Source organism: Sulfitobacter sp. F26204, assembly GCF_026410305.1.
GTDB lineage: Bacteria > Pseudomonadota > Alphaproteobacteria > Rhodobacterales > Rhodobacteraceae > Sulfitobacter.
Window position 1 is genome coordinate 57,521 of record NZ_JAPMLQ010000007.1, and the last position, 24,441, is coordinate 81,961.

At 55.4% G+C, this 24,441-nt stretch carries 20 protein-coding genes; 15 read left to right on the forward strand and 5 right to left on the reverse strand.

Translation table 11 applies throughout. The features are described 5' to 3' along the window. Window positions 1-111: 111 nt before the first annotated feature. The 7 genes from OS190_RS15540 (at window position 112) to OS190_RS15570 (ending at window position 8,100) form a co-directional block, all read left to right on the forward strand. Window positions 112-894 carry a transporter substrate-binding domain-containing protein gene (locus OS190_RS15540; RefSeq protein ID WP_267159636.1) on the forward strand — a complete coding sequence of 261 codons (783 nt, stop codon included), beginning with the start codon at window positions 112-114 and terminating at the stop codon, window positions 892-894. A 61-nt stretch (window positions 895-955) separates the two neighbouring features. Next, a complete protein-coding gene (locus OS190_RS15545) occupies window positions 956-1,627 on the forward strand; it encodes an amino acid ABC transporter permease (RefSeq protein WP_267159637.1) in 672 nt (223 codons plus the stop codon). Further along, window positions 1,627-2,364 (forward strand): amino acid ABC transporter ATP-binding protein, encoded by a 738-nt coding sequence (locus tag OS190_RS15550; RefSeq protein ID WP_267159638.1) that lies wholly within the window; start codon window positions 1,627-1,629, stop codon window positions 2,362-2,364. Before OS190_RS15545 ends, OS190_RS15550 begins: the two co-directional genes overlap by 1 nt. Before the next feature lie 17 nt (window positions 2,365-2,381). After that, window positions 2,382-3,638, forward strand: a complete 1,257-nt coding sequence (locus OS190_RS15555; RefSeq protein WP_267159639.1) for an aminotransferase class V-fold PLP-dependent enzyme — start codon at window positions 2,382-2,384, stop codon at window positions 3,636-3,638. Continuing rightward, window positions 3,635-5,062 carry a dihydropyrimidinase gene (gene hydA / locus OS190_RS15560; protein WP_267159640.1) on the forward strand — a complete coding sequence of 476 codons (1,428 nt, stop codon included), beginning with the start codon at window positions 3,635-3,637 and terminating at the stop codon, window positions 5,060-5,062. Before OS190_RS15555 ends, hydA begins: the two co-directional genes overlap by 4 nt. Before the next feature lie 331 nt (window positions 5,063-5,393). Next, on the forward strand, window positions 5,394-6,941 hold the full coding sequence (locus OS190_RS15565; RefSeq protein WP_267159641.1) for an acetolactate synthase large subunit: 1,548 nt from the start codon (window positions 5,394-5,396) through the stop codon (window positions 6,939-6,941). Window positions 6,942-7,095: 154 nt separating this feature from the next. Beyond that, on the forward strand, window positions 7,096-8,100 hold the full coding sequence (locus OS190_RS15570; RefSeq protein WP_267159642.1) for a LacI family DNA-binding transcriptional regulator: 1,005 nt from the start codon (window positions 7,096-7,098) through the stop codon (window positions 8,098-8,100). Between the two features lie 25 nt (window positions 8,101-8,125). Here OS190_RS15570 and OS190_RS15575 read toward each other — a convergent pair whose 3' ends face one another. From OS190_RS15575 to OS190_RS15595, 5 genes are all read right to left on the reverse strand, one after another. Further along, window positions 8,126-8,956 (reverse strand): ABC transporter ATP-binding protein, encoded by an 831-nt coding sequence (locus OS190_RS15575; RefSeq protein ID WP_267159643.1) that lies wholly within the window; start codon window positions 8,954-8,956, stop codon window positions 8,126-8,128. Then, window positions 8,953-10,764: a dipeptide/oligopeptide/nickel ABC transporter permease/ATP-binding protein gene (locus OS190_RS15580; RefSeq protein ID WP_267159644.1), complete on the reverse strand. Its 1,812-nt coding sequence runs from the start codon at window positions 10,762-10,764 to the stop codon at window positions 8,953-8,955. The genes OS190_RS15575 and OS190_RS15580 overlap by 4 nt, the downstream gene beginning before the upstream one ends. Continuing rightward, window positions 10,761-11,705, reverse strand: coding sequence for an ABC transporter permease (locus tag OS190_RS15585; RefSeq protein ID WP_267159645.1), 945 nt, complete (start codon window positions 11,703-11,705; stop codon window positions 10,761-10,763). The genes OS190_RS15580 and OS190_RS15585 overlap by 4 nt, the downstream gene beginning before the upstream one ends. Window positions 11,706-11,835: 130 nt before the next feature. Next, window positions 11,836-13,338, reverse strand: coding sequence for an ABC transporter substrate-binding protein (locus OS190_RS15590; protein ID WP_267159646.1), 1,503 nt, complete (start codon window positions 13,336-13,338; stop codon window positions 11,836-11,838). Window positions 13,339-13,586: 248 nt separating this feature from the next. Beyond that, window positions 13,587-14,618, reverse strand: coding sequence for a quinone oxidoreductase family protein (locus OS190_RS15595; RefSeq protein ID WP_267159647.1), 1,032 nt, complete (start codon window positions 14,616-14,618; stop codon window positions 13,587-13,589). A gap of 702 nt (window positions 14,619-15,320) precedes the next feature. On the opposite strand from OS190_RS15595, the gene OS190_RS15600 reads away from it, so the two are divergent. The 8 genes from OS190_RS15600 to OS190_RS15635 all read left to right on the forward strand — a co-directional run bounded on the left by OS190_RS15600 (window position 15,321) and on the right by OS190_RS15635 (window position 24,192). Then, entirely contained in the window at window positions 15,321-16,721 is a 1,401-nt protein-coding gene (locus OS190_RS15600) for an amidohydrolase family protein (protein ID WP_267159648.1), read from the forward strand. Then, window positions 16,718-18,085 (forward strand): amidohydrolase family protein, encoded by a 1,368-nt coding sequence (locus OS190_RS15605; RefSeq protein WP_267159649.1) that lies wholly within the window; start codon window positions 16,718-16,720, stop codon window positions 18,083-18,085. The genes OS190_RS15600 and OS190_RS15605 overlap by 4 nt, the downstream gene beginning before the upstream one ends. Window positions 18,086-18,266: 181 nt before the next feature. Further along, a complete protein-coding gene (locus OS190_RS15610; protein WP_267159650.1) occupies window positions 18,267-19,223 on the forward strand; it encodes a dioxygenase family protein in 957 nt (318 codons plus the stop codon). Continuing rightward, complete coding sequence (locus OS190_RS15615) at window positions 19,216-19,962, forward strand: SDR family NAD(P)-dependent oxidoreductase (protein WP_267159651.1); 747 nt, start codon at window positions 19,216-19,218, stop codon at window positions 19,960-19,962. Before OS190_RS15610 ends, OS190_RS15615 begins: the two co-directional genes overlap by 8 nt. Next, a complete protein-coding gene (locus tag OS190_RS15620; protein WP_267159652.1) occupies window positions 19,962-20,843 on the forward strand; it encodes a beta-keto acid cleavage family enzyme in 882 nt (293 codons plus the stop codon). The genes OS190_RS15615 and OS190_RS15620 overlap by 1 nt, the downstream gene beginning before the upstream one ends. An 83-nt stretch (window positions 20,844-20,926) precedes the next feature. Continuing rightward, the gene (locus OS190_RS15625; protein WP_267159653.1) at window positions 20,927-21,268 is read left to right on the forward strand and encodes a cupin domain-containing protein; all 342 of its coding nucleotides are present in this window, start codon (window positions 20,927-20,929) and stop codon (window positions 21,266-21,268) included. A gap of 163 nt (window positions 21,269-21,431) precedes the next feature. Further along, complete coding sequence (locus OS190_RS15630; protein ID WP_267159654.1) at window positions 21,432-22,811, forward strand: aspartate aminotransferase family protein; 1,380 nt, start codon at window positions 21,432-21,434, stop codon at window positions 22,809-22,811. 175 nt (window positions 22,812-22,986) lie between these two features. Continuing rightward, window positions 22,987-24,192: a pyridoxal-phosphate-dependent aminotransferase family protein gene (locus OS190_RS15635; protein ID WP_267159655.1), complete on the forward strand. Its 1,206-nt coding sequence runs from the start codon at window positions 22,987-22,989 to the stop codon at window positions 24,190-24,192. Window positions 24,193-24,441: the final 249 nt, after the last annotated feature.

Sequence of the window (24,441 nt, forward strand, 5' to 3'; positions counted from 1 at the left end):
CAGAGTATTTTCTTGAACAGTCAGCACATAGGCTGTATCAACTGGTAAGACCGGTATGACCAATTTGCCGGTCATCAATCAAGCCCAGTTTTCATGGGGAGGGAATTCAACATGCTATCAAACAAAGTGAAGAGTTTTGTGGCCGCAGTCACACTCGCAGGGGGGCTGGCGGCTGCCGCCCAGGCCGACACGCTGCAGGTCGGTGCAAACATCGGTAATGTGCCATGGGAGTTTCAGGACGAAACCGGGGCGAACGTCGGTTTTGAAGTCGATCTCGTCAACGAGGTTGCATCACGCCTCGGCCATGACGTCGAGATCAACAACATTCCGTTCAACGGTTTGTTTTCGGCGGTGCAGTCAGGACGAATCGACATTGCAATTTCATCGATCACGATTACCGAGGAAAGGTTGAAATCTGTTACTTTCGCTCAGCCCTATTATGACAGTGATCAGTCCCTGACCACAGTCGAAGGCGGCCCGACCTCCCTTGCCGAAATGAAGGGCAAAGTCGTTGGCGTCGACACCGGATCGACCGGTGACATGTGGGCAAGCCAGCGCGAGGCCGAAATTGGTGTCACGGAAATCCGTCGCTACGAAGGTCTGGCCCCAGCCATGCTGGACCTGGCCGCTGGACGGATCGAAGGGTATATTTCCGACATCCCTGCCTTGCTTTACTACGTCAAGGACAAGCCTAATCTGAAGGTTGTCGCGCGATTGGAAACCGGCGAGCGCTATTCAATGATGTTCAAAAAGGACAGCGAACTGGCCAGTCAGGTCAATGGCGTTCTGACCGAACTCAAGCAGGAAGGCTTTATCGCCGGTCTGCATGAAAAGTGGTTCGGTGCAGCCCCCGAAGAGACCACGTCAACTGTCGCCGTCATGGAAATGCCCTGACCCGAATCTTTGCACCGTCCGGCTCTTTTGGGGCCGGGCGGTTTGACCCAACAGGTACCCCATGGAAATTATTGAAACCTTCTTCAACCTGGAGGTGCTGCACCGCGCCTTTCCGATGCTGATGAAAGGTCTTTGGATCACCCTCAAGCTTGGCCTTGTGAGTATCGTCGCAGGCCTGATCCTTGGTCTTGTTCTGGCATTGGTGCGGCTTTATGCGCCGCGCCCGGCTCAACTGATCGCCCGCATATACATCGATGTTTTCCGTTCGCTGCCGCTTCTGGTTCTGCTTATTATCGTTTATTATGCGTTGCCCTTTGTCGGTTTGCGGCTGTCGCCTTTCTGGTCTGCGATGTCTGCACTGACACTGGTTTCCGGTGCCTATACTGCCGAAATATTCCGCGCAGGGATTCAGGCCATACCTCATGGCCAATTTGAAGCCTCGGCTGCGCTTGGACTCAGCTATCGTCACACCATGGTTGATGTGATCCTGCCGCAGGCAGTGAAAATCGTGATCCCCCCACTGACCAACAATTCGATAAACGTCATCAAAGATACCGCCTTGGCCTCGGTTGTGGCCATGCCCGACTTACTGAAACAGGCGACACAGGCGCAGGCGCTGGCCGCCAATCCAAGCCCGTTGATCGGTGCTGCGATCATCTATGTCATGTTTCTGTGGCCGGCCGTTGCTGCCGTGTCGCGATTGGAGCGCCGTTTCGGCGCGGGAGATCGCTGATGTCCGGTTTCGTATCCATCCGCAACTTGCACAAGTTCTATGGCACTTTCGAGGCGCTTAAGGGCATCGACCTAGATATTGCCGAAGGCGAGGTTGTCTGTGTCGTCGGCCCCTCCGGTTCAGGCAAATCCACGCTGATCCGCTGCATCAACCAGCTTGAGGATTTTGCCGCGGAGAGCGAGATCCGCGTCGATGGCACTCCGGTAAAGCCCGGCCGTGCACTGGCCAAGGTGCGTGCCGAAGTGGGCATGGTGTTTCAATCCTTCAACCTGTTTCCGCATCTTACCGTCCGGCGCAACGTCATGTTGGCCCCGATGCGGGTGCGTGGCATGCAAGCAGCAGAGGCGGCAGAACGTGCCGATGTTTTATTGCGGCGCGTCGGGATCATCGAACAGGCCGACAAACACCCGGCCCATTTGTCAGGAGGTCAGCAGCAACGCGTTGCGATTGCCCGGGCGTTGGCAATGGAGCCACGCGTGATGCTTTTTGACGAACCTACATCGGCCCTTGATCCTGAGATGGTGGGCGAGGTGCTTGACGTGATGAAGCAACTTGCCGGCACCGGCGTCACCATGATTGTCGTCACCCACGAGATGGGCTTTGCCCGTCAGGTCGCGGATCGCGTGATCTTCATGGATGGCGGAGAGGTCATTGAAACGGGAACTCCCGAGGCAATTTTCTCAAACCCGACAGAAGCGCGCACACAGAACTTTCTGAGCGCCGTTCTTAACCACTGATCCAAGAAAGACACCACATGATTGCCACAACAGATCAGATCGACCTGAATTTTGTCCAGCCGCATTTCCCCGGACTACAAAGCAAATGGGCCTATTTCGACAACGCCGGCGGATCGCAGATCCTGGCCGGAGCGATTGACAAGATTACTGAGTTTCTAACGCATCGTAACGTGCAGATCGGCGGCACTTACGACACGTCCTTGGCCGCGGCAGAGGCGTTGATGGCAGGCCGACGCGCGATCCAGACTTTGGTAAATGCCGATCGGCCGGAAGAAATTGTCTTTGGTCATTCCACTACCGCATTGGTGCAGATCCTTGCCAATGCCATGCGCAGCCAATTTTCGCCGGGCGATGAGATCATCATTTCGATCGGGGATCACGAAAGCAACATTGGCCCCTGGGACCGGTTGCGGGAGTTTGGAGTCGAGATCAAGTTCTGGCCCATCGACAAGGAAACCCAGATGCCCCGCCTGGAGGATCTTGAGCCACTGATGACCCCGCGCACGCGGCTGGTTTGTGTGCATCACGTTTCCAACATTCTGGGCCAGGCAAACCCGGTCGCGGAATATGCCCGTTTCGTTCATGAACGCAGGGCGAAAATCTGTGTCGATGGCGTGGCTTATGCGCCCCATCGCGCCATTGACGTGACAGGCTGGGACGTCGATTACTATGTCTTCAGCCTGTACAAATGCTATGGTGCGCACAATGCGGTGATGTATGGCAAGTATGATCTGCTTTCCGAACTGGACGGGCAATACCACTATTTCTACGGTAAGGACAAAGTGCCGGGCAAACTGGAGCCGGGTAATCCGAATTACGAACTGGCCTATAGTGCTACGGGCATCGTCGAATATCTGATGTCATTGGGGGAACACACAGGCGCGACAGGAGATGCGCGGGCCAAGATTCTCGCCGCCTATGCTGCAATCACCCGGCAGGAAGACATGTTGACTGATCGGTTGTTGACCTATCTGCGTGGTCGCAACGATTGCAGGATTATTGGACCGGACAGCAATAGCGGTTCGACACGAATGCCGACGATCTCATTCAAACTGGATGGTCGCGATTCCGGCGCGGTGGTCAAAGCAATCGAGGCCCATGACATTGCCATCCGTTTCGGTGATTTTCATGCTCGACGTCTGGTTGAATATCTTGGTGAGGACGGTGACAGTGGCGTCATCAGGGTTTCGATGGTCCACTACAACTCCGCAGAGCAGGTGGAGCGGCTGTGTCGCGCATTGACCGATGTGACAAACAATAGCGTACCGGCATGAGCGTTGGACCACACGATCTGGTGATCCGGGGTGGGACGGTCGTAACCGCAGCGGACAGGTTTACCGCTGACATCGGTGTCACCGGTGGCGTAATCACCGCGCTGGCCGCAGATTTGCCCAAGGGAGCAGAGGAAATCGACGCAGGCGGACTGATGGTACTGCCTGGCGGGATCGATGCCCACGTGCATCTCGACCAGCCTACGTCGGATGGCACCAAAATGGCGGATGACTTTGAAAGCGGCACGCGTTCGGCCGTGGCAGGGGGGAATACCACCGTTCTGCCCTTTGTGATGCAGGAAAAAGGCAGCAGCCTGCGCGCCTGCGTTGAGGAATATCACCGCAAGGCGGAAGGAAAATGCTATACCGACGTATCCTTTCACATGGTGGTGTCGGACCCTAGTCCCCAAGTGCTGGGTCAGGAACTCCCTGCACTGGTGCGCGATGGATATACCTCCTTCAAGGTTTTCATGACCTATGACGATCTGGTACTGAATGACGCAGAATTGCTGGCGGTTTTTGACGTGGCCAGACGGGAAAAGGCGCTGGTCATGGTCCACGCAGAGGGTAACGATGCAATCAAATACATGACGACGCGGCTAGAGCAGGAAGGCAAGACAGCACCCTATTTTCACGCCGAAGCCCACGCCCAGATTGCAGAACGTGAAGCAACACACCGCGCCATCAGTCATGCGCAACTAACTGACGTTCCCGTGGTGATCGTGCATGTTTCCGGTCGTGATCCGATGGAACAGATCCAATGGGCGCGAAAACGTGGCATGAAGGTCTTTGCTGAAACCTGCCCACAATACATCACGTTGACCAAGGAGGACCTGAAAGGGTTGAATATGGATTTCGAGGGGGCCAAATATGTCTGTTCGCCGCCGCCTCGCGATACGGACAGCCAGGCGGCGATCTGGGAAGGTTTACGTGACGGCACCTTCGATATTTTCGCTTCGGACCATTGCCCTTTCTTTTTTGATGCGCCGGCTGAGACCGGAAAAAACAACGCCCGCGCCCGTACGTCGTTCAAATGGGTGCCCAATGGCATACCGGGGGTCGAAACGCGGCTTTCCATTTTGTTTTCCGAAGGAGTGTCACAGGGGCGCATAAGTGCAGAGAGGTTTGTGGCCCTGACCGCATCCAATCCGGCACGGCTTTATGGACTATATCCAAAAAAAGGCACCATAGCGATCGGGTCGGACGCCGACTTCACGCTTTGGGATGCCGACCGGAAGGTGACGATCAGCCAGAGTTTGTTGCATCACGGGGCGGACTACACGCCATACGAGGGTTTGCAGGTGACAGGTTGGCCCGTTCGGACAATTCTGCGGGGGCAAACAGTTATGCAAGAGGGCGAAATCTCTTGCCGGAAGCCCGGTGGAGCCTACCTCAAGCGCGGTGTCAGCGGAATGGCATATCCCTGACCGGCACGGAAGCTCCAGCGGTGCAATCCTATGAAAACGCGGAGCGCAGCTAAGATTTTGCGCAAAAATGGCTTGCCTCGCGTGCCCTGAGCAACCTTCCCGAAAACCTGACGAGTACAGCCCGGGATCAACGGGTGCGACGGCATCAATTAAGGGTCGTTGGATAGGCGCAACAAAGCTTGCCGGATGAAAGCCCTCGATTGATCCAGTGTTAAAAATGAAGTACTTAGAAGGCATTATCGGTCTTCTATCTGGCCGGTACCTGATTATCGTGGCTTTGTTCGACATTTGGCGCAAAGCTAACCAATAAATACAAGTTTGGAGAGAAATGATGAACGGTGCGGATAAGCTATGTGACGTGCTTTTGGTCAACGGTGTCGACGTCTGCTTTGCTAATCCGGGCACTTCGGAAATGCACTTTGTCGCGGCGCTCGACAGAAAGCCTGAAATGCGCTGTGTACTAGGTTTGTTCGAAGGGGTGGTTACCGGGGCGGCAGATGGATACGCTCGCATGGCTGACAAACCCGCAGCGACGCTGCTTCATCTCGGGCCGGGTCTCGCCAATGGGCTTGCCAACTTGCACAATGCGCGCCGTGCCGACACGCCGGTGCTCAATGTCGTGGGCGATCATGCTACCTATCATCTTGCTTATGATGCGCCGTTAACCAGTGATATAGAAAGTCTTGCGCAACCGATGTCAAAATGGGTCGGCCGGGCGCAAACAGCGGGTGATGTACGTCGTGTCACGGAAGAGGCCTATGTTGCCTCGGTCAGCCGCCGTGGCGTTTCCACCATGATCTTGCCTGCGGATGCTGCCTGGGGCGAAGTCGAACAGGAAGATTTGACAAGAGCGGCAGTGCCTGTCGCAGAACCGGCCGTAGCCGGACAGTTGCACGCGGCGGCGGTGGCGTTGAAAAGCGGCAAGCGCGTGGCGATGATCCTCGCTGGAAAAGCGCTGCGTTCCGACGCGCTTGAGGTTGCAGGCAAGATCGCGGCAGCCACCGGGGCGTCTTTGTTCTCCCAGCAATCGGATCGACATGAGCGCGGTGCAGGCAGCGTTGCCATCAAGGGGGTCCCATATCCAGTTGGTATGGCCGTCGCCGCCCTTGCTGAATTCGAGGTTGCGATATGTTTGGGGAAACCTGCGCCTGTCGCATTTTTTGCCTATCCGGACATGCCAAGTTCTCTGCTGCCTGCGGATTGCGAAGCGATCGAGCTTGGCAGTGCGTCAACGGATCTTCTTGAAACGTTAAAACTCCTGTGTTCGGAAGTCGGTGCCGGATCGGCAACACCGGTCACGAACCCCTTTGTTCAAAACGAGATAGCCGAGCCCGAAGGTGATCTGACACCTGACACGATCGGACAGGCGCTGGCACGACGTTTGCCCGAAAATGCAATCGTTTGCGATGAGGCAATTACCTCTGGCGGCGGCTTTGGCAAATTCGCGGCGGGCGTACATGTACATGACCACCTTTCATTGACCGGCGGAGCCATCGGGATCGGTGTTCCCTTGTCTGTGGGGGCTGCAATTGCCTGCCCTGATCGCAAGACGATCCTGCTTCAGGCAGATGGCAGCGGCATGTATACGCTTCAGGGATTGTGGACACAGGCCCGTGAAAACCTTGACGTGGTCACCATCGTTTACTCCAACCGGTCTTATGCCATTCTTCAAGGCGAGATGCGCAACGTTGGCGTAAACCAATTTGGCAAGAACGCCCGTGCCATGCTTGACCTTGATCGGCCAGAGCTTGACTGGTGCCTGATGGCCCGCGGTATGGGGGTCGAGGCGGGTAGGGCGACCACAATAGAAGAATTCGTACGCCTTCTGGATTCGGCGCTCGCGAATAAGGGACCATTCCTGATCGAGGCAATGATCTGAGCCGACAGCGCATTTTGCCTGCAAAGCTAGTTCAAATCTTAAGGCGGTGCGGTCGATACCGGATTTGCCGCGAGATTGTTCAACTTTTCTTTTTACAACTGACTATTCTAAAAGATGAGCTAACGGAGGAAATGCCTTGCGACGAGTCGGTTCAATGACGATTAAGCAGATTGCGGATGAGCTTGGCGTTCACCCTTCGACGGTGTCACGCGCGTTGAACCCCGCGACGCGAGGATTAATTGGCAAGGCCACAACCGAAAGAATAGAACAGGCAGCCAAGAAACTGGGGTATTATCCAAACGCAGCTGCCGCAAGCCTGCGCACGGGACGCTCCAAGCTGATTGGTGTTTTCCTGCCGGATATTACCAACCCTGTCTTCTCTCCGGTGTTGAGCAGTATTGCCGAGGTGATCTCGGGGGCAGGGTTTGCTACCATTGTTGCGGATGTCGGCAATGATGGGCGAAACCAGTCCAAGATGATGTTCGAACTGGTGGCGCGTCGTGTCGAGGGATTGATCCTTGCCACAGTAAGCCGCAACGACAGTCTTGTTCAGCAGTGCATCAGTGAAGGATTGCCGGTTGTTCTGGTCAACCGCGCCGAAAGCAAAATGCGGGTGTCTTCCGTCACCTCTGATGATGCTTATGGTATGCGGCTGGCCATCGAGCACCTGCATGCCCTTGGCCACCGCCGGATTGGCCATCTTGCAGGTCCGCAAAACCTGTCGACGGGCTATCTGCGCAACAAAGGGTTTCACGACGCCGTGACCTCATTGGACTTTGATCCTGCTGATACGCCTGTTGTGGAATGCAGCGCCTACACGCGCCAAGCAGGTGCAGCCGCCATGAAGTCATTGCTTGAACAAAATGCAGACATCACGGCGGTTGCTGCGTCGAACGATCTTGTCGCGCTTGGTGCTTATGGTGCCTTGCAAGACGCAGGATTGAAGGTGCCGGATGATATTTCTGTTGTGGGGCACAATGACATGCCGTTGGTTGATATGGTATCGCCGCCACTGACGACGATCCGGATCAGTCACCGGGAACTTGGCCGAGAGGCGGCCCGTCTATTGATGAGCGAAATCAATCAAGAGGGCAGCGGGCGGCGTAGTATCGTCTTGGCACCAGAACTGGTTGTGCGCAATTCAACCCGGCAGATCTGAGGCCAACAAAGGTACCTGCGTCTCTTTACACGGCGCCAATGGGGGCCATTCTCCCCGGAAGGCGCGGAATCGCGTCGAGCAGATCGCGTGTGTACTGATTTGCCGGGCGTTCGAATACGTCTGAAACGCTACCGATGTCAGTAAATTTACCATGCTGGAGTACACCGACGCTGTGGCAAAGGTTACGCACGACACCCAGATCATGGGAGATGAAAAGGTAGCTTAGGCCACGTTCTTGCTGAAGACGGCGCAACAGGGCGATCACCTGCGCCTGGGTAGAGACATCCAATGCGCTGACAGCTTCGTCGCAAATCAACATGCGCGGATCACATGCAAGAGCGCGCGCGATGGCGACACGCTGTTGTTGGCCACCCGATAATTCATCCGGGTAACGATCACCCAGATAGCGGGGGAGTCCGACATCGTCAAAAAGCATATCCACTTGCCGCCCCAACTCAGCGCCCCTGAGCCCAAGGTGGAATGAAACCGCTTCTGCGACTGTATCGCGCGCCAACATTCGGGTATTGAGCGACAATCGGGGGCTTTGGAAGACCACCTGAACCGCACGGCGGTAGGACAGGGGAATGTTCTTTTCTTTCCAGTCGGTGATACGCTCGCCTTCGAATGAGATCGTCCCGCCGATGACAGGTATCTGCCTCAGTATCGCTTTTGAAATGGTGCTTTTGCCAGAGCCAGACTCACCGACCAGCCCGAAGGTTTCGCCGCGTCGGATGTCAAAGGAAACCCCCTTTACCACCTCGCTATATCGCGGCGTCCCCCAAATGGAGCGGCTCTTTTCATAACGAACCCGCAGATCCTCTACGCGAAGGATGACCTCGTTACCTGTATCGGTCATGGCGTTTCCTCAATAGGGCCGTCCAGTACCTCACGCGCCTGCATGAGTTGACGGGTGTAGGGATGCTTGGGGGCTGAAAACAATTCTTCGGCAGTACCTTCTTCGACCAGTTCCCCCAGTTTCATAAACCCGACCCGGTCGCAAAGCTGACCGACTACGGCAAGGTCATGGGTGATGAACAGGATCGACATGCCTAGGGTATCGCGAAGTTCTCGCAAAAGTTCCAAAACCTGTTTTTGCACCGTGGCATCCAGTGCGGTTGTCGGTTCATCGGCAATCAGCAATTGAGGTTTGCAAATGAGAGCCGCGGCAATCATTGCACGTTGCGCCATCCCGCCTGAAAACTGATGGGGATATTCGTTTAACCGGTTGCGGGCGTCTGCCACGCCGACCAGATCAAGTAATTCTGCAGCCCGGACCAGCGCTTTCTTGCGTGAGATGCCCTCGTGTCGGACGAGGCCTTCGATCATCTGGTCGCCGACTTTGTGCACTGGTGACAGCGCCATCATGGGATCCTGAAATACTGCGCCGATGTCGCGACCTCTAATCTGGCGCATTTCACGATCAGACAGACCGACAAGTTCGCGTGTACCAAGACGAATGCTGCCCTCTGAAATGCGGCCCGGTTTGGGCACCTGACCAAGGATTGCAGAACTTGTCATGGATTTGCCAGAACCGGATTCACCAACAAGTCCGTAAATTTGACCGGGCTTTATCGACAATGAGACCTTGTTGACAACTTTTTGATAGGCCCCATCGTGTCCGGGAAATTCGACACTGACTTTGTCCAATGAAAGTACGGTCTTTTCGGTACTGTCAGGTTCCTGTGCGAAAGGTTCCGGTGCGACGATCGGTGCCGCTGGCAACAGACGTTCCTTTTTGCGCTTGGTCATGATGATGTCGCTGTTAAAGGCATCGCGAAATCCGTCACCTAACAGGTTGAAGGCAAGTACCGTCAAGGTGATTGCAATGCCCGGTACCAGCGATAACAAGGGCTGTTGCAACTGAAACCGGCGCGCATCGTCGAGCATCGCGCCCCAGCTGGGGCTGCCTGTTCCTACGCCAAGGCCAAGAAAGCTCAACATGGCTTCCAGGAGGATGGCAACACCGGCAAGGATCGAGGTTTGGACGGCGATTGGACCGATGGCATTCGGTAGAATGTGCCGGAACAGGATGCGCGGTGTTGAATACCCCTGAACCTCAGCCGCTTGAACGTAGGCCTTGGGTGTTTCGGCAAGTACGATGGCGCGTGTGAGGCGCAGATAGGACATGGCGAAACCAACGCTGACGGCCAGCATGGCGTTGGTCAAGCCGCGCCCGAGAATCGCGATGAAGGTGAAGGCCAGCAGAAGCATCGGGATGGCCTGTTCAACTTCGAGCAGACGCATGATGATCCGGTCCCACCAACCACCACGATAGGCAACGAATAATCCAAGCGGGACACCGACAAGGATCGCAGGCCCAACCGCCATCACAACCGCAAGGAGCGCAACTCGCGCCCCCCACATCGCGCGCGAGAGCAGGTCCCGCCCCAGATCGTCTGTACCCGCCAGATGCTCAAGCGACATGCCACGCAGACGGTCCATGACATTTGACGCATTCGGATCAGCCGGAGCAAGGTGCTCCGCGAAAATCGCAACTATGATGAGAAGGAAGACCCACAATAGCGCAAGCACTGTTGCAGGCTGCGAGATCAGGCGCATGAGGAAATTCGGTCGTTTCGGCGCTGTTTGCTCAAGGGCAGTTTCAAACGGCGCTTGGGTCATGTCACGGTCTTTCCCTAGGGCGGTGTCATTGGTAATTGTCATTCCGGACGCACCTTTGGATCAAGCAGGCCATATCCGATGTCGACCAACAGATTTACAAAAATGATGAACAGGGCGACCATCACGATAACCGCCTGAAGCACCGGCACGTCACCACGGTTGATGGAATCGAGGATCAAATTACCGGCCCCCGGTAGCGAAAAGACCTTTTCTACAACAAAGGAGCCACTCAACATCAAAGCGGTGAGCATGCCGATGATGGCCAAAACCGGCATCATTGCATTCTTGAGGCAGTACCGCATGATCAGCCGGCCCCGCGGACAACCGCGTGCGGTCAGAGCACGCGCATATTGAGAATTGATCTGTTGAATCATCGAGGACCGCGTATGGCGCGCGATATTCGCAGTGGCTCCGAGGCCCAGCGCGAAGCACGGAAGGATAAAGCGGCTCAGCCAGGGCCAGAACCCCGCCGAGGGGGGCGCGTAGCCAGCAACCGGTAGCCAGCGCAATTTAACCGCAAAAAACAACACCAACAGGAGGGCAAGCCAAAAACCGGGCATCGCCAGAAGCACTGAAACGATGCTGGTTAATGCGCGATCAAGAAGTGAGTTGCGATAGAGCGCAGACAGAACACCAATGGGCACACCAAGCAAAATCGCGATGCTGATCCCCCCCAATGCAAGCGTAAGCGTGACGGGGATGCGGTGGGCAATTTCCGAGGCCACATCGCGACCGGTCACATAGGAGTTTCCAAAGTCGCCCCGCAGGGCATTGCTGATCCATTCAAAAAAGATGATCGGTGCAGGCCGGTTGAGCCCCATTTCCTCAGTCAATCTCGCAATCGCTGCGGGTGTCGCCGAATCCCCGAGGATCGCCGTGGGTGCCTGAACCGGGACAAAGCGAAACAAAATGAAGGTGCAGAGCCCCACAAGAAAAACGACCGGAACTGCCGCAATTGTCCGGGAGAAAGTCAGTTTCCACATGTGTATTGCCTCTTAATGCCGGAAAATTCTGCAAGGAACACAGCCCCGGAGTGGTCTGGGCCTGTGTTACGTAGTTCCGGCGGGAGGCGAAGCCCCCCGCCGAGAAGTGCAATATGTTTGCCCTTCTGCATTATTTCACGAGGCGCACATCTTTGTAACGCAGCGCCGAAGGTTCCCAAACGGTAGTTGCTATATTCGCAATGGTATTGGTGTTGTAATGCACCACGCCAACCGTGTCGAAATAGCCGCAATCAAGTGCTTCATCATGAATGATCTGCGTCATTTCCTGCAAGAGGGGGGGCTGTTCTTCGACGGGTGCAACAAGCGCCTGCTGATACAGCTCCTCCAGGCGCGCCGGGGGTTCGACATCATAGGTATTCGCTGCGCCGCCCATGCCGAAACGGAATGGGTAATAGTTGAACATGCCACCATTTTCAGCTGTCATCGTATTGATAAGGAAAGGGTAGCGACCGGAATAGAAATTCTGGAAATATTCCGGAATTGGCATCATCACGATTTCAGTTTTCAACCCGCTGTTGTCAAAGCTTTCCTTTGCCAAAGAAGATATGACCCGCATGAAATCGGGGCTTGGCAGTTCGAGGTTGATGTCCGGATTCCCAGCCTCAGCAAGCAGCGCTTTCGCGCCTTCAATATCATATTTGTATGGTTCCAGGCCGGCAACATAAGCCGCGTTACCTTCGTCGAAACGTTGGCTTGGGAATTTCAGAAGCCCTTCGTAACGGGCGGCGTTGATGTTATCGAGCGGCATCGACATGCACAGAGCTTTGCGGACATTGACGTCCCCCAACAGGTCTTTGCGGTCAAGCATGATCAGGTGGTAGCGTAGTGTGGACCAGTAATGGTTCGCAAACCCCATGGATTCGGCTGCGGCAACCTGTGTCGGATCGCCATCAATCGCATCAACCTGACCGGCAAGAAGCACATTGTACCGCGCCGCAGAGTCAGGAAGATAAAAAATCTCTACCCGTTCCGGTCCGACTGCCTCCGGGTTGTGGTACCCCTCAAAATAATCAAACACATAGTTCGACCCGCTCACCGTTTCGGCTTCGTTAAAGGTATAGGGGCCGGTGCCGATAGGTTTGGTCTCCCATGTGCCATCAGCAAGCGCTTTGGGACTGGTGAAATGCAGGCCCCGTTGGGCCAGTGTGAAGAGCAGTGCGGGGCTTGGCGTGTTCAGGTCCAGCCGAACGGTGTAATCATCAACCTTCACGACGTCTTTGATGCCAGCGACGGTCTCGCGCCAGCGGTTGGAAGCAGCCTGCACATTCTTGATGTTCGCGATCACGGCATCGGCGTTGAAGGGTGTCCCATCATGGAATACGACACCTTCGCGCAGTTTGAAGGTGATGTCTGTCGGCGTGACTGTCCATTCATGGGCCAAACTCGGTAGCAGAGTCTCTCCATCGGGGCCCATTTCAAGCAGACCTTCATAGATCAATTGTGAAAAGGTGGTGTTTGGCTGTACCTGCGGGTTCCACCCCTGAGGTTCAAAGGCCGCGCCCCATCTGAGCGTGCCCGACGGTTCAGCCCAGACGGCGCCGCCGACCCCCGCAATGGCCAGACACCCGGCTGCAACTGAATATCTAACGCTTTTCGCGACTTTGTTTATCATTGATTTCATCTCCCTTTAGCTTGGCATTTCAGTATGTTGGTCTAGTTGACGTTCTTGCGGTGCGTTGTTTCGCCCGGCGTATTTCTTGGCGTGATGGCATAACCTCTTGGGCCAATTCCCTCCGAAGGGTCCGACAAACTCGCTGAACGGGGCGTCGGGCACGCAAAACATTGCGCCCGACACTGTTAACCGGCCACCGAAGTCATCGGGCGCTTGGCATCCTGTCATTGCGGAGAAATTCGAGACCGTCATTTGTCACTCTCTGGAATGATGAAGACCCGCTCGCGACTTGAGGTCATGACGGCTGCATAGGCCTCTGAAATATTCTGAAGGCTGTATTGGGCTCCGTCTGCGACAGTGAACGGCTTTAATGCACCACTCTCGAAACCTGGAAGCAGTTCCTTGAGCACGTCACCGGTTTCGGCGCTGGACAGTGCGAGGGTATCAATGCCGTAATAACTATGTCTGCCGCGATAGAACTCAAAAATGTTGAAATCTACGACGTGATTGATCGCAGCAATCAGGATTTGCCTGCCGAGCTTGCCAAGGCTTTTGTGTGCAGCTGCGAAATAGGGGTCACCAACCGTGTTAAATACAATATCGGCACCGCGCCCATTCGTAAGGGCACCAACACGCTCACCAACGTCTTCAACTGCTGCGTTTATGATTTCGACCTCCGCTGAGGCATGGCCTTCGTAGCCTTCATCGCGGCGCACAACGCCAATCACACGCGCGCCGCGCCAGGTCGCAATCTGGGTGGCGGCCTGGCCCACTTTTCCGTTGACCCCCATGACAACCACAACGTCTTTGGCCGTTGGCATGCCGGCACGACGAAAACCTTCTGTCGCCGTGACGAAAGGGACACCAATACTAGCGGCTTCAGCAAAACTCATGGCCGAGGGTTTGGGAACCAGCCCGCCTCTAGGTACGATGACATGCGTGCCGTGCGTCCCGTCACGACGAATACCGAGATCCCCCGAGGATCCGAAGACATCCTTGCCGATCAGATCTGCCGGACCAGCGATAACCGTTCCGGCGAAGTCACGCCCCGGCGTACGCGGAAATACAGCGTAGGGCATCAAGCCGGTTGCAGCTTTTACATCGGATGGATTCACCGCAGCTGCACGAACCTGAACAATCGCATCGTTTTCATCGTCTGTCGTGATTGCCTCTGTCACGATTTCGGGGCTAAGCGATGCGATCTCAGCTACCTTCGTCGCGAGGCGCGCACGGGTCGCCAACATTTCGGTAGGAGTGCTGGATGAGGATTCGAGGTTCAAGGCGTAGCTCCTGAAGAAGTTAGAAATATTGAGCGGTTTCGCTGCGTCGTTTGTGTCAACCTGGCTGCCCGGCACCTCAAGCGTGTCGCTTTGGTTGCGTTCAGTGGCGGCAATCGGCTTGCGTCGACAGGGAGAAAGTTATCGCAATCGTTTGCACGATGTCAATATGGAATGTCTGCGCATAGGTCGCAATGAGGTGTCACTGAACCAACTCGGGCTTAACAGGGCGGTTTGCTGTATGAATACTACGCAGCAAGGTTTGTGGTGGGTTTGATCAACTGACCCTGCTGGTTTTTCACGGGATCGATCGCGTGAATTTAGAAAAAATCAATCATTATCAATAATTTAAGATTGATCTCGTGGCTTGCGAAGCGGGAGATTCAAGTCTCTCGGGGAGATTCCAAACATTTAATTCGCCCTGCTTGATTCGGATGTCTTTTTGATTCGGTTGCGGATTTTGACCTTAAGAAGCACCTGTTTTGTCGCGGGATTTATGGTGGGGAGGGTGGGTGTGGAATGGCATTGACGTCGAAAATTTATTTGCCTAGTGTGCAATCGATTGCTGAATCGTGCAACGCTTGCGATTGACCCCGACTGGAAACGTCTGTTGCGTTTAATGATTGGTTGAGGGGTTGATCTGATAAATCGCCGCACCGTGCCTGTGCATCCTGGTCGGCCTGAAGAATGCTTGGAGCTAGAACCTTGAAAAAAACGCTAATCAAATGTGGGTGGCTCGTCACTCAGGATCCTGCTGTCGGTAACTTGGTCGGGGGGGAATTGCTGATCCAGGGTGATCGGGTTCTGGCTGCTGGCAAATCTCTGGATGCGGCTCATGATGAGGTGATTGATGCATCCGAAATGATTGTTATGCCGGGTCTGATCAATGGTCACATCCACGTTTGGCAATGCGGCCTGCGCGGGATTGGGTCTGAATGGATGGGGCCGGATTACCATGCCAACATCCATGCGAATATCGCAACGCGCTATGGTCCGCAGGACAATTATCTGGGCAACCTGATCGGATCCTTGGCGCAGATCGACAGTGGTGTCACCACGGTTGTCGATTTCTGTCACAACCTGAAATCACTGGAAATGGCGGAATCGGCCATTGATGGTCTGGAGGAATCTGGCATCAGAGCGGTGTTTGCCCATGGTACGGCCAAGCCGCCCGCGGCACCGGGGGAAGTTCCCTTTACCCATGTCCCGCATCCGCGTGATCGGATCGAGGCATTGCGCAATGGCCGCATGGCTTCGGATGATCAGCGGGTCACCTTGGCGATGGCGGTGCTTGGACCTCATTACGGCACCCAAGAGGTTGCAGAGGCGGATATCCGTCTTGGCCGTGAATTTGGCCTTTTCACAACTTCACATGCGACGAAACCCAACGACAAATGCATCACGCCGCGGGGCTATCTGGCTCTGGCCAAGGCCGGGTTGCTTGGCCCAGATCACAACATCGTTCACGGCAACTACATCGATGACGAAGAACTGAAGGCGATCGTCGATTGCGGCGCGACAATTACTGCTACGGTGCTGGTCGAATTGCATGGCCATGCGCCAGAGCCCATGGTGATGCGTGTGCGCGAACTGGGGGGCATGCCTTCCATCGGTGTGGATGTTGAACCCATTGTCACCGGCGAAATGTTTCGGGAGATGCATGCCGCGCTGATGAGTGCACGATGGATCGCCCATTGTAATAATGCCAAAGAAGGCAAGCCCGCGCTGACCGAAATGCCGGTCCTCACACGTGAGGCTCTTGAATGGGCTACAATCGGCAACGCCAAAGCGATGGGAATCGACGATCGTGTCGGCACGCTTGCGCCGGGCATGAAGGCAGACATCACCATGCTGCGCGCCAACGACCTGAACATCTTCCCGGTGCATGATCCGGTCTACACCATCGTGGAACAGGCCAGCGCCAAGAACGTGGATACGGTTATCGTTGACGGGGTTGTCCGCAAGCGGCATGGCAAGTTGGTCTTTGATGACCAACTTCTCGCCCAGCGAATGAAAGAGATGCATGCATCTGCGCAACGCGCAATGGAAGAAGCCAACTTTACGCCCGGTGCGGCCTTGGCCCAAGAGGGAGAGCAACGCTCATGAAAAAGACAATAATCCGCTGTGGCTGGGTCGTTTCACTGGATGATACCATTGGGGATGTAACAGGTGCCGACATTCTGATTGGTGATGACAAGATTCTGGCCATTGGCACTGATCTTGGCGAGGCTGACGAGGTGATCGACGCCAGCGAGATGATCGCCATTCCCGGCATGGTCGATGCCCATCTGCACACCTGGGAAACCGGGCTGAAGGCGATCGGTTGCGATTGGCGCAAAGGGGAATATCTGCGCGACGTCTTTGCCGGTATGAGCGTTTATTTCACCCCCGAGGACAACTACATCGCAACGCTTGCCGGGTCGTTAAGCAGGCTCGACGCCGGCGTCACGACATTGCTGGACTATTGCCACAACATCCGTTCGACGGATCAGGCAGAGCGTTCGGTCGATGGTCTTGAGGATTCCGGCATTCGCAGTGTCTATGTGTTGGGAACTGGTGTGCTGCGCCCAGAAGAGGAAAAAGACACGCCGTTAGATCAGCGCACCCATCCGCGTGAGCGGGTCAAGCAAATCCGAGACCGGCTTTCGAGCGACGAGAAGTTGGTGACGATGGCTCTTGCAATTCCTGGCCCCCATTGGGCAAAGGAACCGGCGATCCGTGCAAACATTGCTTTGGCCCGTGATTTTGGCCTGCGCACCACCTCTCATGCGACCAAACGCAAGCATGAAGAGCTGATGAAGGATGGCTATTCAATCCTGATCAAGGAAGGTATCCTTGGGCCGGATCATAATATTGTACACGGTAACTATCTGTCCGATGAGGAACTACGCGAGATCGTGGAAGCGGGCATCACCGTCACTTCCTCTGTGCAAAGCGAGGTCCGTGGCTATGGGCGCCCGCCGGCTGTTAATCGCGTGATCAACTTCGGCGGTCTTCCGTCACTGGGTGTTGATGTTGAACCCAAAATACCGGGGGATATGTTCCGCGAGATGCAGCTTGCGCTCGCCTATGTATTGAACGAACGCGTCCGCGAAGACCTTGTGAAGCCGGAAACGCCAATCGAGAACAAGCCTGTTACCACGCGTGATGCGCTAAAATGGGCGACGATCGGTGGCGCAGAAGCCCTGGGCCTCGGCCATCGTATCGGGACGCTGACCCCGGGAAAACAGGCCGATATTGTCTTGCTGCGGGCCAATGATCTCAACCTGTTTCCAGTGCGTAATCCGCTGTTTTCAGCCGTTGAATTTGCCCACGCCGGAAACGTCGATACCGTTTTGGTGGCCGGTGAGGTGCGAAAGCGCGGCGGTGTCCTGGCTTATGGAGATGACAAGCTGCGTTCGGTGCGGACCCGTTTGGTGGAATCTTCTGATCGGATCATGCGCGATGCCGGCTATACGGTTGCCAGCTGATCGCTTCTCGTCGGTTCGCACTTCGGTCACCAATCGGCCAACCCGGCACAAGTGTTCGCCATTTGCTCATCGCATCGCTGAACAAGGCAGCGACCCGGTCGGTGCCGTCAGGCTGGATGGATGGCGCAAGCCTTTGCGGGCGGTCGAGAATGCCGCTCAATAAAAATTGAATGAGATCGCTATGGATAAACAAGAGCTACAGGATCCCGCGCTGACTAATCTGATCATTTCTCGCGAAGATCAGGTAACGCCCAAAGTGTTAAACGCGATGGCGCAGACCGACGATGCACGGTTAAGAGAGATCATGGCGTCGCTTGTGCGCCATATCCATGCATTTATCCGTGAGACCCGGCCAACAGAGAAGGAATTCGAGACAGGTCTGCAATGGATCACTCGTTTGGGACAATCGACCAATGAGAGCCATAATGAAACTGTCCTGGCCGCCGATGTTCTGGGAATTTCGACATTGATTGATCTGATCAACAATGACGGGATGCAGGGTGAAACCATGTCCGCGCTGCTGGGGCCGTTCTATCGCGGAGAAAGCCCGGTTTGCAAACTTGGCGAGACTATCGCCCGTTCCGTCACTCGAGGTGCCGAGTTTTTTATCAAGGGACGCGTTACCGGATTGGATGGCAAACCGGTCGAAGGGGCGACATTGGATATATGGCAGGCTTCGCCTGACGGGCTCTATGAAAATCAGGATCCGGATCAGGACGACTTCAATCTGCGGGGTGTCCAGTTGACCGGCGCTGATGGCTGCTATGAGTTTCATTCGGTTCGCCCCAAGGGGTATCCGGTGCCCACCTTTGGTCCGGCGGGTGAATTGTTGAAAGCACAAAACCGGATCCCAATGCGCCCGGCTCATGTCCATTTCATTGTGTCGGCACCGGGCCATAAGACACTGATCACACAAATTTTTACGGACGACGAACAGTCGATGGCGATGGATGTCGTCTTTGGCGCGAAACGGCAAATCTGTGGTGAACTGGTTGAACATACAAAGCCGCATGCAGATTACCCGAAGGCCCAGGTGCCATTCTATACTTGCGAATATGATTTTGTTTTGAAACCTGGCACTCCGACCTTCCCGGTTCCACCGATAACAGGCAAGACAAAGGCGGCGCATAATGGTTAAGAAATTGCAGGACAAGATTGCAGTTGTGGTTGGTGGTTCGGGTGGTATCGGCTCCGCAACTTGCCAGAAACTTGCCGCAGCAGGCGCGACCCTCGTCGTCGGCTATCGCTCCAACCGCGAGAAGGCCGAGGCGCTGCTAAGGCGCCTGCCGGGTTCCGGACATATTGCCCTGCAGGTGAGCGTGATCGACAGCGCAAGCATCACGGCATTCCAGTCCGAGATTGCAAGGCATTTTGGTCGTGCCGACATTCTTGTGAATGCGGCGGGGACAACGACGCCTGTGCCTCACCACAATCTTGACGGTTTGACCGACGAGATCATTGACGAAGTGTTTGCCTCAAACTGGCGCGGTGTCTTTGCGACGATCCGGGCAATTGCGCCGTTGCTCAAGGAATCTGGAAAGGGTGTCATCATCAACGTATCCTCAATCGCCGCTTATAAAGGGTTTGGTTCATCAGTGGCCTATTGCGGTGCCAAGGCGGCGCTTGATTCCATGTCGCATACACTGGGTCTTGCATTGGCACCGGAAATACGGGTTTTGTCCGTGTCACCCGGCATGGTTGCCACGGCCTTTGTACCCGGACGCAGCGCAGCCGAGATACACAAGGCAGGTACCGCGACGCCGCTTGGCCTGGTCGCCCAACCCGAAGATGTTGCGGATACGATCTACGCGGCAATTGCACATATGCCCTTGTCCACAGGTATTCGTATCCCGGTGGATGCGGGGCGGGCATTGTGATGCAGCCGAAAGCCATTATTACCTGTGCAGTGACTGGCAATCTCGCCACCCGAGAGAACCATCCGGACTTGCCCGCAACGCCTGAGGAAATTGCCGCTGCCTGTCTCGAAGCCGCTGATGCGGGGGCAGCTATCGCGCATATTCATGTGCGCGATCCCGAATCCGCAGCGCCGTCGATGGATCTGTCTTTATATGCCAAAGTGGTCGACTTGATCCGCGCCAGGAACACCTCACTCATCCTGAACCTGACAACGGGTCCGGGGGGGAGGTATGTGCCGTCCGAAAGTGATCCTGCCATTGCCGGTCCAGGCACGACGCTGCTGCCTCCTGAAAAAAGGGTGGAGCATATTTCCGCGCTTAAACCGGACATTTGCACGCTTGATCTCAACACTATGAATTCTGGCGGACAGGTAGTGATCAACACGCCACGCAATGCCCGCATCATGGCGGAGATTATCCGGGATGCCGGCGTCAAACCGGAGATTGAACTATTCGATACGGGCGACATCGGTCTGGCGCACGATATGCTCAGGGATGGATCTCTTGCAGGACCGATGCTGTGCTCCATCGTAACGGGCGTGAAATACGGGCTGCCATCGACCCCGGACGCGCTGGCGACCGCTGTGCGGATGCTGCCCGCCGGAAGTACATGGACCGGTTTCGGGATTGGGCGCATGGCTTTTCCCATGCTGGTGCAATCATGGTTGCTCGGTGGTCATTTGCGCATTGGAATGGAGGACACCAGTTTTATTGCGCGCGGGCAGCTGACAAAGGGCAATGGTGAACTTACCGAACGTGCACGCGACCTGATTGAAAACCTGGGTGGGAAAATTGCAACGCCAGACGAAGCGCGGGCGCTATTGGGGCTACCCGAATGCTAATTCGGCAAAGGAGAAATCCCTGATGTTTACCCGGACCATCATGCATATCGCACCAGCATTGCATTTTGCTCAAGAGGTCTAGGATGCACGTAAACAGGTTATCCGATGTGCAGTCCTATTCCGCCCCCGAACATTTCGACATGAAATGTTTGCGCCTGCAGGGCAAAGAGGCAAGCGCGGCAAAATCAATGTGGATGGGGATGTCTCAATTGCTGCCGGGGGGGCACACCTCGCTCAAGGAATCGGCGCAGGAGAAACTCTACCTCGTTATCGACGGGCATGTGACCGTCAGTAACGGTATTGAAGAGATGGTTCTCGGCCCCATGGATTCATGCTTTTTCGCACCGCATGAGGCACGCTGCCTGAAAAACGATACGAACCGTCCCGCAACGATCGTTTTGGTCATGCAAGAAATACCAGATTGAAAAGTTGAAAATGAACATTCAAAAATTTCTGTGTCTGATAAAGCCATCAACGATTGCGCCTACCCTGCATGTTGAAAGGCTGAACCGGATTCGTTCGGTAGGTTCACTACGGATGCAGAGCCTATTGCAACATTGCGCGGCAAAACTGGAGAAAAGCTGAGTCATGAATATCCTTCCCAATTCTTTCGAGGCGCGTGATGTCGCGTATCATTTCCACGGTTACACCAATGCCCGGACCCACGAGGCCAAAGGCCCCATGGTGATAGAAACGGGCAAGGGCATTCGCGTTTTCGACAACACTGGCAAATCCTATATCGAGGCGATGGCGGGCCTGTGGAGCGTTGCTGTAGGGTTTGATGAGCAACGCCTCGTGGATGCAGCCGCACAACAGATGGCCAAGCTGCCATTCTATCACAATTTCTCGCACAAGAGTCATGGGCCTGCTATCGATCTGGCTGAACGCTTGATCGGCATCGCGCCCGTCCCGATGAGCAAGGTCTTTTACACCAATTCCGGCTCCGAAGCGAACGATACTATCCTCAAGATGCTGTGGTACCGCTCGAATGCGATGGGTCAGCCGCAAAAGAAGAAAATTATTTCACGTCTTGGCGGCTACCATGGTGTGACTATTGCCGCAGCATCAATGACGGGTCTGCCCAACAATCACCGTTCGTTCGACCTGCCGATCGAAGGCGTTTTGCATACGACCTGCCCATATTATTGGCGGGACGGGCGTGATGGCGAAAGCGAAGAAGATTTTGCGACGCGCTGTGCAGAGGATCTCGATGCGATGATCAAGGCTGAAGGGCCCGATACCATCGCGGCCTTTATCGCAGAGCCAATTATGGGTGCGGGCGGGGTGGTCGTGCCCCCGGCGACCTATTGGACCAAAATTCAGGCGGTGCTGGCAAAGTATGACATCATTCTGGTCGCAGATGAGGTCATCTGCGGATTTGGCCGTACCGGCAAGATGTTCGGCTCGGAAACCTTGGGCATCACCCCGGATGTCATCACCATGTCCAAGCAAATCACCTCTTCTTATTTCCCGTTTGCCGCGATCATGGTCAATGATCGTTTCTATCAGCCCATTGCGGACGAGAGCGAAAGGATCGGCGTATTGGGGCACGGGTTTACGGCCGGTGGTCATCCGGTGGGCGCGGCTGTCGCGCTCGAAAACCTCAATATCATCGAAGAGCGTGGTCTGGTTGAACAGGCGGCAGAGGTAGGTGGGCATTTGCTGAGACGTCTGAATGAAATGACGGCCCATCCCCTGGTCGCAGAGGCGCGCGGCAGGGGCCTTCTTGCCGCAATTGAAATTGTACCGCCCAAGGAGAGCGACACTATCTTCGCTCCGGGAGAACTCGGGGGGCGTTTGAACGCCCTTATGTCCGAAAATGGTGTCATTTCACGCAATATGGTTGACGCGCTTGCCTTTTGTCCACCGCTGATCATTACACAAGCAGAAGTTGATGAGATGCTCGGGATTGTCACAAAAAGCCTCGATCAACTCGCATCTGAACTGGGCAGCAAAGGCACCGCATGATGCTGTGCTTTGCTGCCGGCGGCGTCCAAAAAAAACGCCGATGCGCGTTCCCTGCGCACCATTCGATGGCCGAAATCATAAAAGGTCACGGATTTTTTGCCGGATTGCGTTGTGCGGATAGTTACGTACGCCGTTCTGGCCAAAGCTGTTGGAAATCGGAAGTAGGAGTGAGGCAATGACAAATTTCAATTCAGCAGCGGGTGGGCGCGGGTATCTGGCTATTCCCGGCCCTTCGGTAATACCCGATGCTGTGCTGCGTGCCATGCACAGGGCCGCGCCCAACATTTACGAAGGCGAGCTGCCCGATATGATGCCGGAGCTGCGAGAGGGCCTCAAATCCATCGTTGGGACCAAACACAATGCCACGATTTACATCGCTAACGGGCATGGTGCCTGGGAAGCTGCGCTCGCGAACGTCCTGACCGAGGGCGACGAGGTGCTGGGTATTTTCAACGGTATTTTTGGTGTCGGTTGGGGCGAGGTCGCGACCCGGCTGGGCGCGCAGGTGCAGCCGTTGAATTGCGGTCCGAGCACGCCCGTCACCAGTGAGGCGTTGGAGGCTGCGCTGCGGGCTGACACCGAGGGCAAGATCAAGGCTGTGATCTGCACGCATGTCGATACTTCCACCTCGGTACGCAATGATATTGAGCTGATCCGAAAGACCATGGATGTCGTCGGCCATGACGCTTTACTGATGGTGGACTGCATCGCGACGCTTGGCACTGAAACATTCCGGATGGATGACTGGGGCGTCGATGTCGTGGTTGGTGCCTCGCAAAAAGGTCTGATGGTTTCACCGGGGCTTGGATTTGTCTTTTTCAATGAAAAGGCAGCAGAAGTGCGCGCCCGTATGAAACGCGTGAGCCTCTATTGGGATTGGATTCCCCGTGCTGCCCCGCAAATGTTCTATCAGTGTTTTGCAGGGACGGCACCCATTCACCATCTCTATGGCCTTCAAGCCGCTTTACAAATGATCCATGGTGAGGGCTTGGACGCGGTCCATGCGCGACACGCCAAGCTCGCAAGCGCCATTTGGGCGGCTTGCGATGTCTGGGGGCAAAAGGGACCGCTGGCGATGAATGTAGCAGAACGTGCGCATCGTTCGCACGCCGTCACGACACTTCATATCGGCAAGGAGTATGGCGTGGCCCTGCGCCGCTGGACTGAGCAAGAGGCGGGTGTCACCCTTGGCATTGGACTTGGCATGTCGACCCCGGATGACCCCGCGGGCCAAGGCTTTTTCCGCATCGGGCATATGGGCCATATCAATGGGCATATGCTGATGGGCGTATTAGGCAGTATGGAAGCGGGTTTTGCCGCACTTAATGTGCCACGCGGCACGGGAGCCTTGGAAGCTGCAGCCGCCATATTGGCAGGCTGAAAGGCCGTTAGCTACTTTTTACGCCGGGAATGTAAGGTCGAACTCAAACTTCAGGCCAGGTCGGTTTGTGACTCTCCGGCCCGAAAGATCCTCAAGCTGTCGCCCCCACACACCTTTTTTCGTGACCTCAGAAAGGGAATAGGCACGCATTGCAGGCGCTGACCCTTTAATGTGATCGAAAAGGTTGCAATTTCAGTGACACACCTTGACTCACCGGTGCCGCTGCCAAACGATCAATGTAGAAATGAA

Coding starts and splice junctions, on each gene's coding strand:
- OS190_RS15540 (WP_267159636.1), top strand. CDS start 112: ATGCTATCAAACAAAGTGAAGAGTTTTGTGGCCGCAGTCACACTCGCA.
- OS190_RS15545 (WP_267159637.1), top strand. CDS start 956: ATGGAAATTATTGAAACCTTCTTCAACCTGGAGGTGCTGCACCGCGCC.
- OS190_RS15550 (WP_267159638.1), top strand. CDS start 1,627: ATGTCCGGTTTCGTATCCATCCGCAACTTGCACAAGTTCTATGGCACT.
- OS190_RS15555 (WP_267159639.1), top strand. CDS start 2,382: ATGATTGCCACAACAGATCAGATCGACCTGAATTTTGTCCAGCCGCAT.
- hydA (WP_267159640.1), top strand. CDS start 3,635: ATGAGCGTTGGACCACACGATCTGGTGATCCGGGGTGGGACGGTCGTA.
- OS190_RS15565 (WP_267159641.1), top strand. CDS start 5,394: ATGAACGGTGCGGATAAGCTATGTGACGTGCTTTTGGTCAACGGTGTC.
- OS190_RS15570 (WP_267159642.1), top strand. CDS start 7,096: ATGACGATTAAGCAGATTGCGGATGAGCTTGGCGTTCACCCTTCGACG.
- OS190_RS15575 (WP_267159643.1), bottom strand. CDS start 8,956: ATGACCGATACAGGTAACGAGGTCATCCTTCGCGTAGAGGATCTGCGG.
- OS190_RS15580 (WP_267159644.1), bottom strand. CDS start 10,764: ATGACAATTACCAATGACACCGCCCTAGGGAAAGACCGTGACATGACC.
- OS190_RS15585 (WP_267159645.1), bottom strand. CDS start 11,705: ATGTGGAAACTGACTTTCTCCCGGACAATTGCGGCAGTTCCGGTCGTT.
- OS190_RS15590 (WP_267159646.1), bottom strand. CDS start 13,338: ATGATAAACAAAGTCGCGAAAAGCGTTAGATATTCAGTTGCAGCCGGG.
- OS190_RS15605 (WP_267159649.1), top strand. CDS start 16,718: ATGAAAAAGACAATAATCCGCTGTGGCTGGGTCGTTTCACTGGATGAT.
- OS190_RS15610 (WP_267159650.1), top strand. CDS start 18,267: ATGGATAAACAAGAGCTACAGGATCCCGCGCTGACTAATCTGATCATT.
- OS190_RS15615 (WP_267159651.1), top strand. CDS start 19,216: ATGGTTAAGAAATTGCAGGACAAGATTGCAGTTGTGGTTGGTGGTTCG.
- OS190_RS15620 (WP_267159652.1), top strand. CDS start 19,962: ATGCAGCCGAAAGCCATTATTACCTGTGCAGTGACTGGCAATCTCGCC.
- OS190_RS15625 (WP_267159653.1), top strand. CDS start 20,927: ATGCACGTAAACAGGTTATCCGATGTGCAGTCCTATTCCGCCCCCGAA.
- OS190_RS15630 (WP_267159654.1), top strand. CDS start 21,432: ATGAATATCCTTCCCAATTCTTTCGAGGCGCGTGATGTCGCGTATCAT.
- OS190_RS15635 (WP_267159655.1), top strand. CDS start 22,987: ATGACAAATTTCAATTCAGCAGCGGGTGGGCGCGGGTATCTGGCTATT.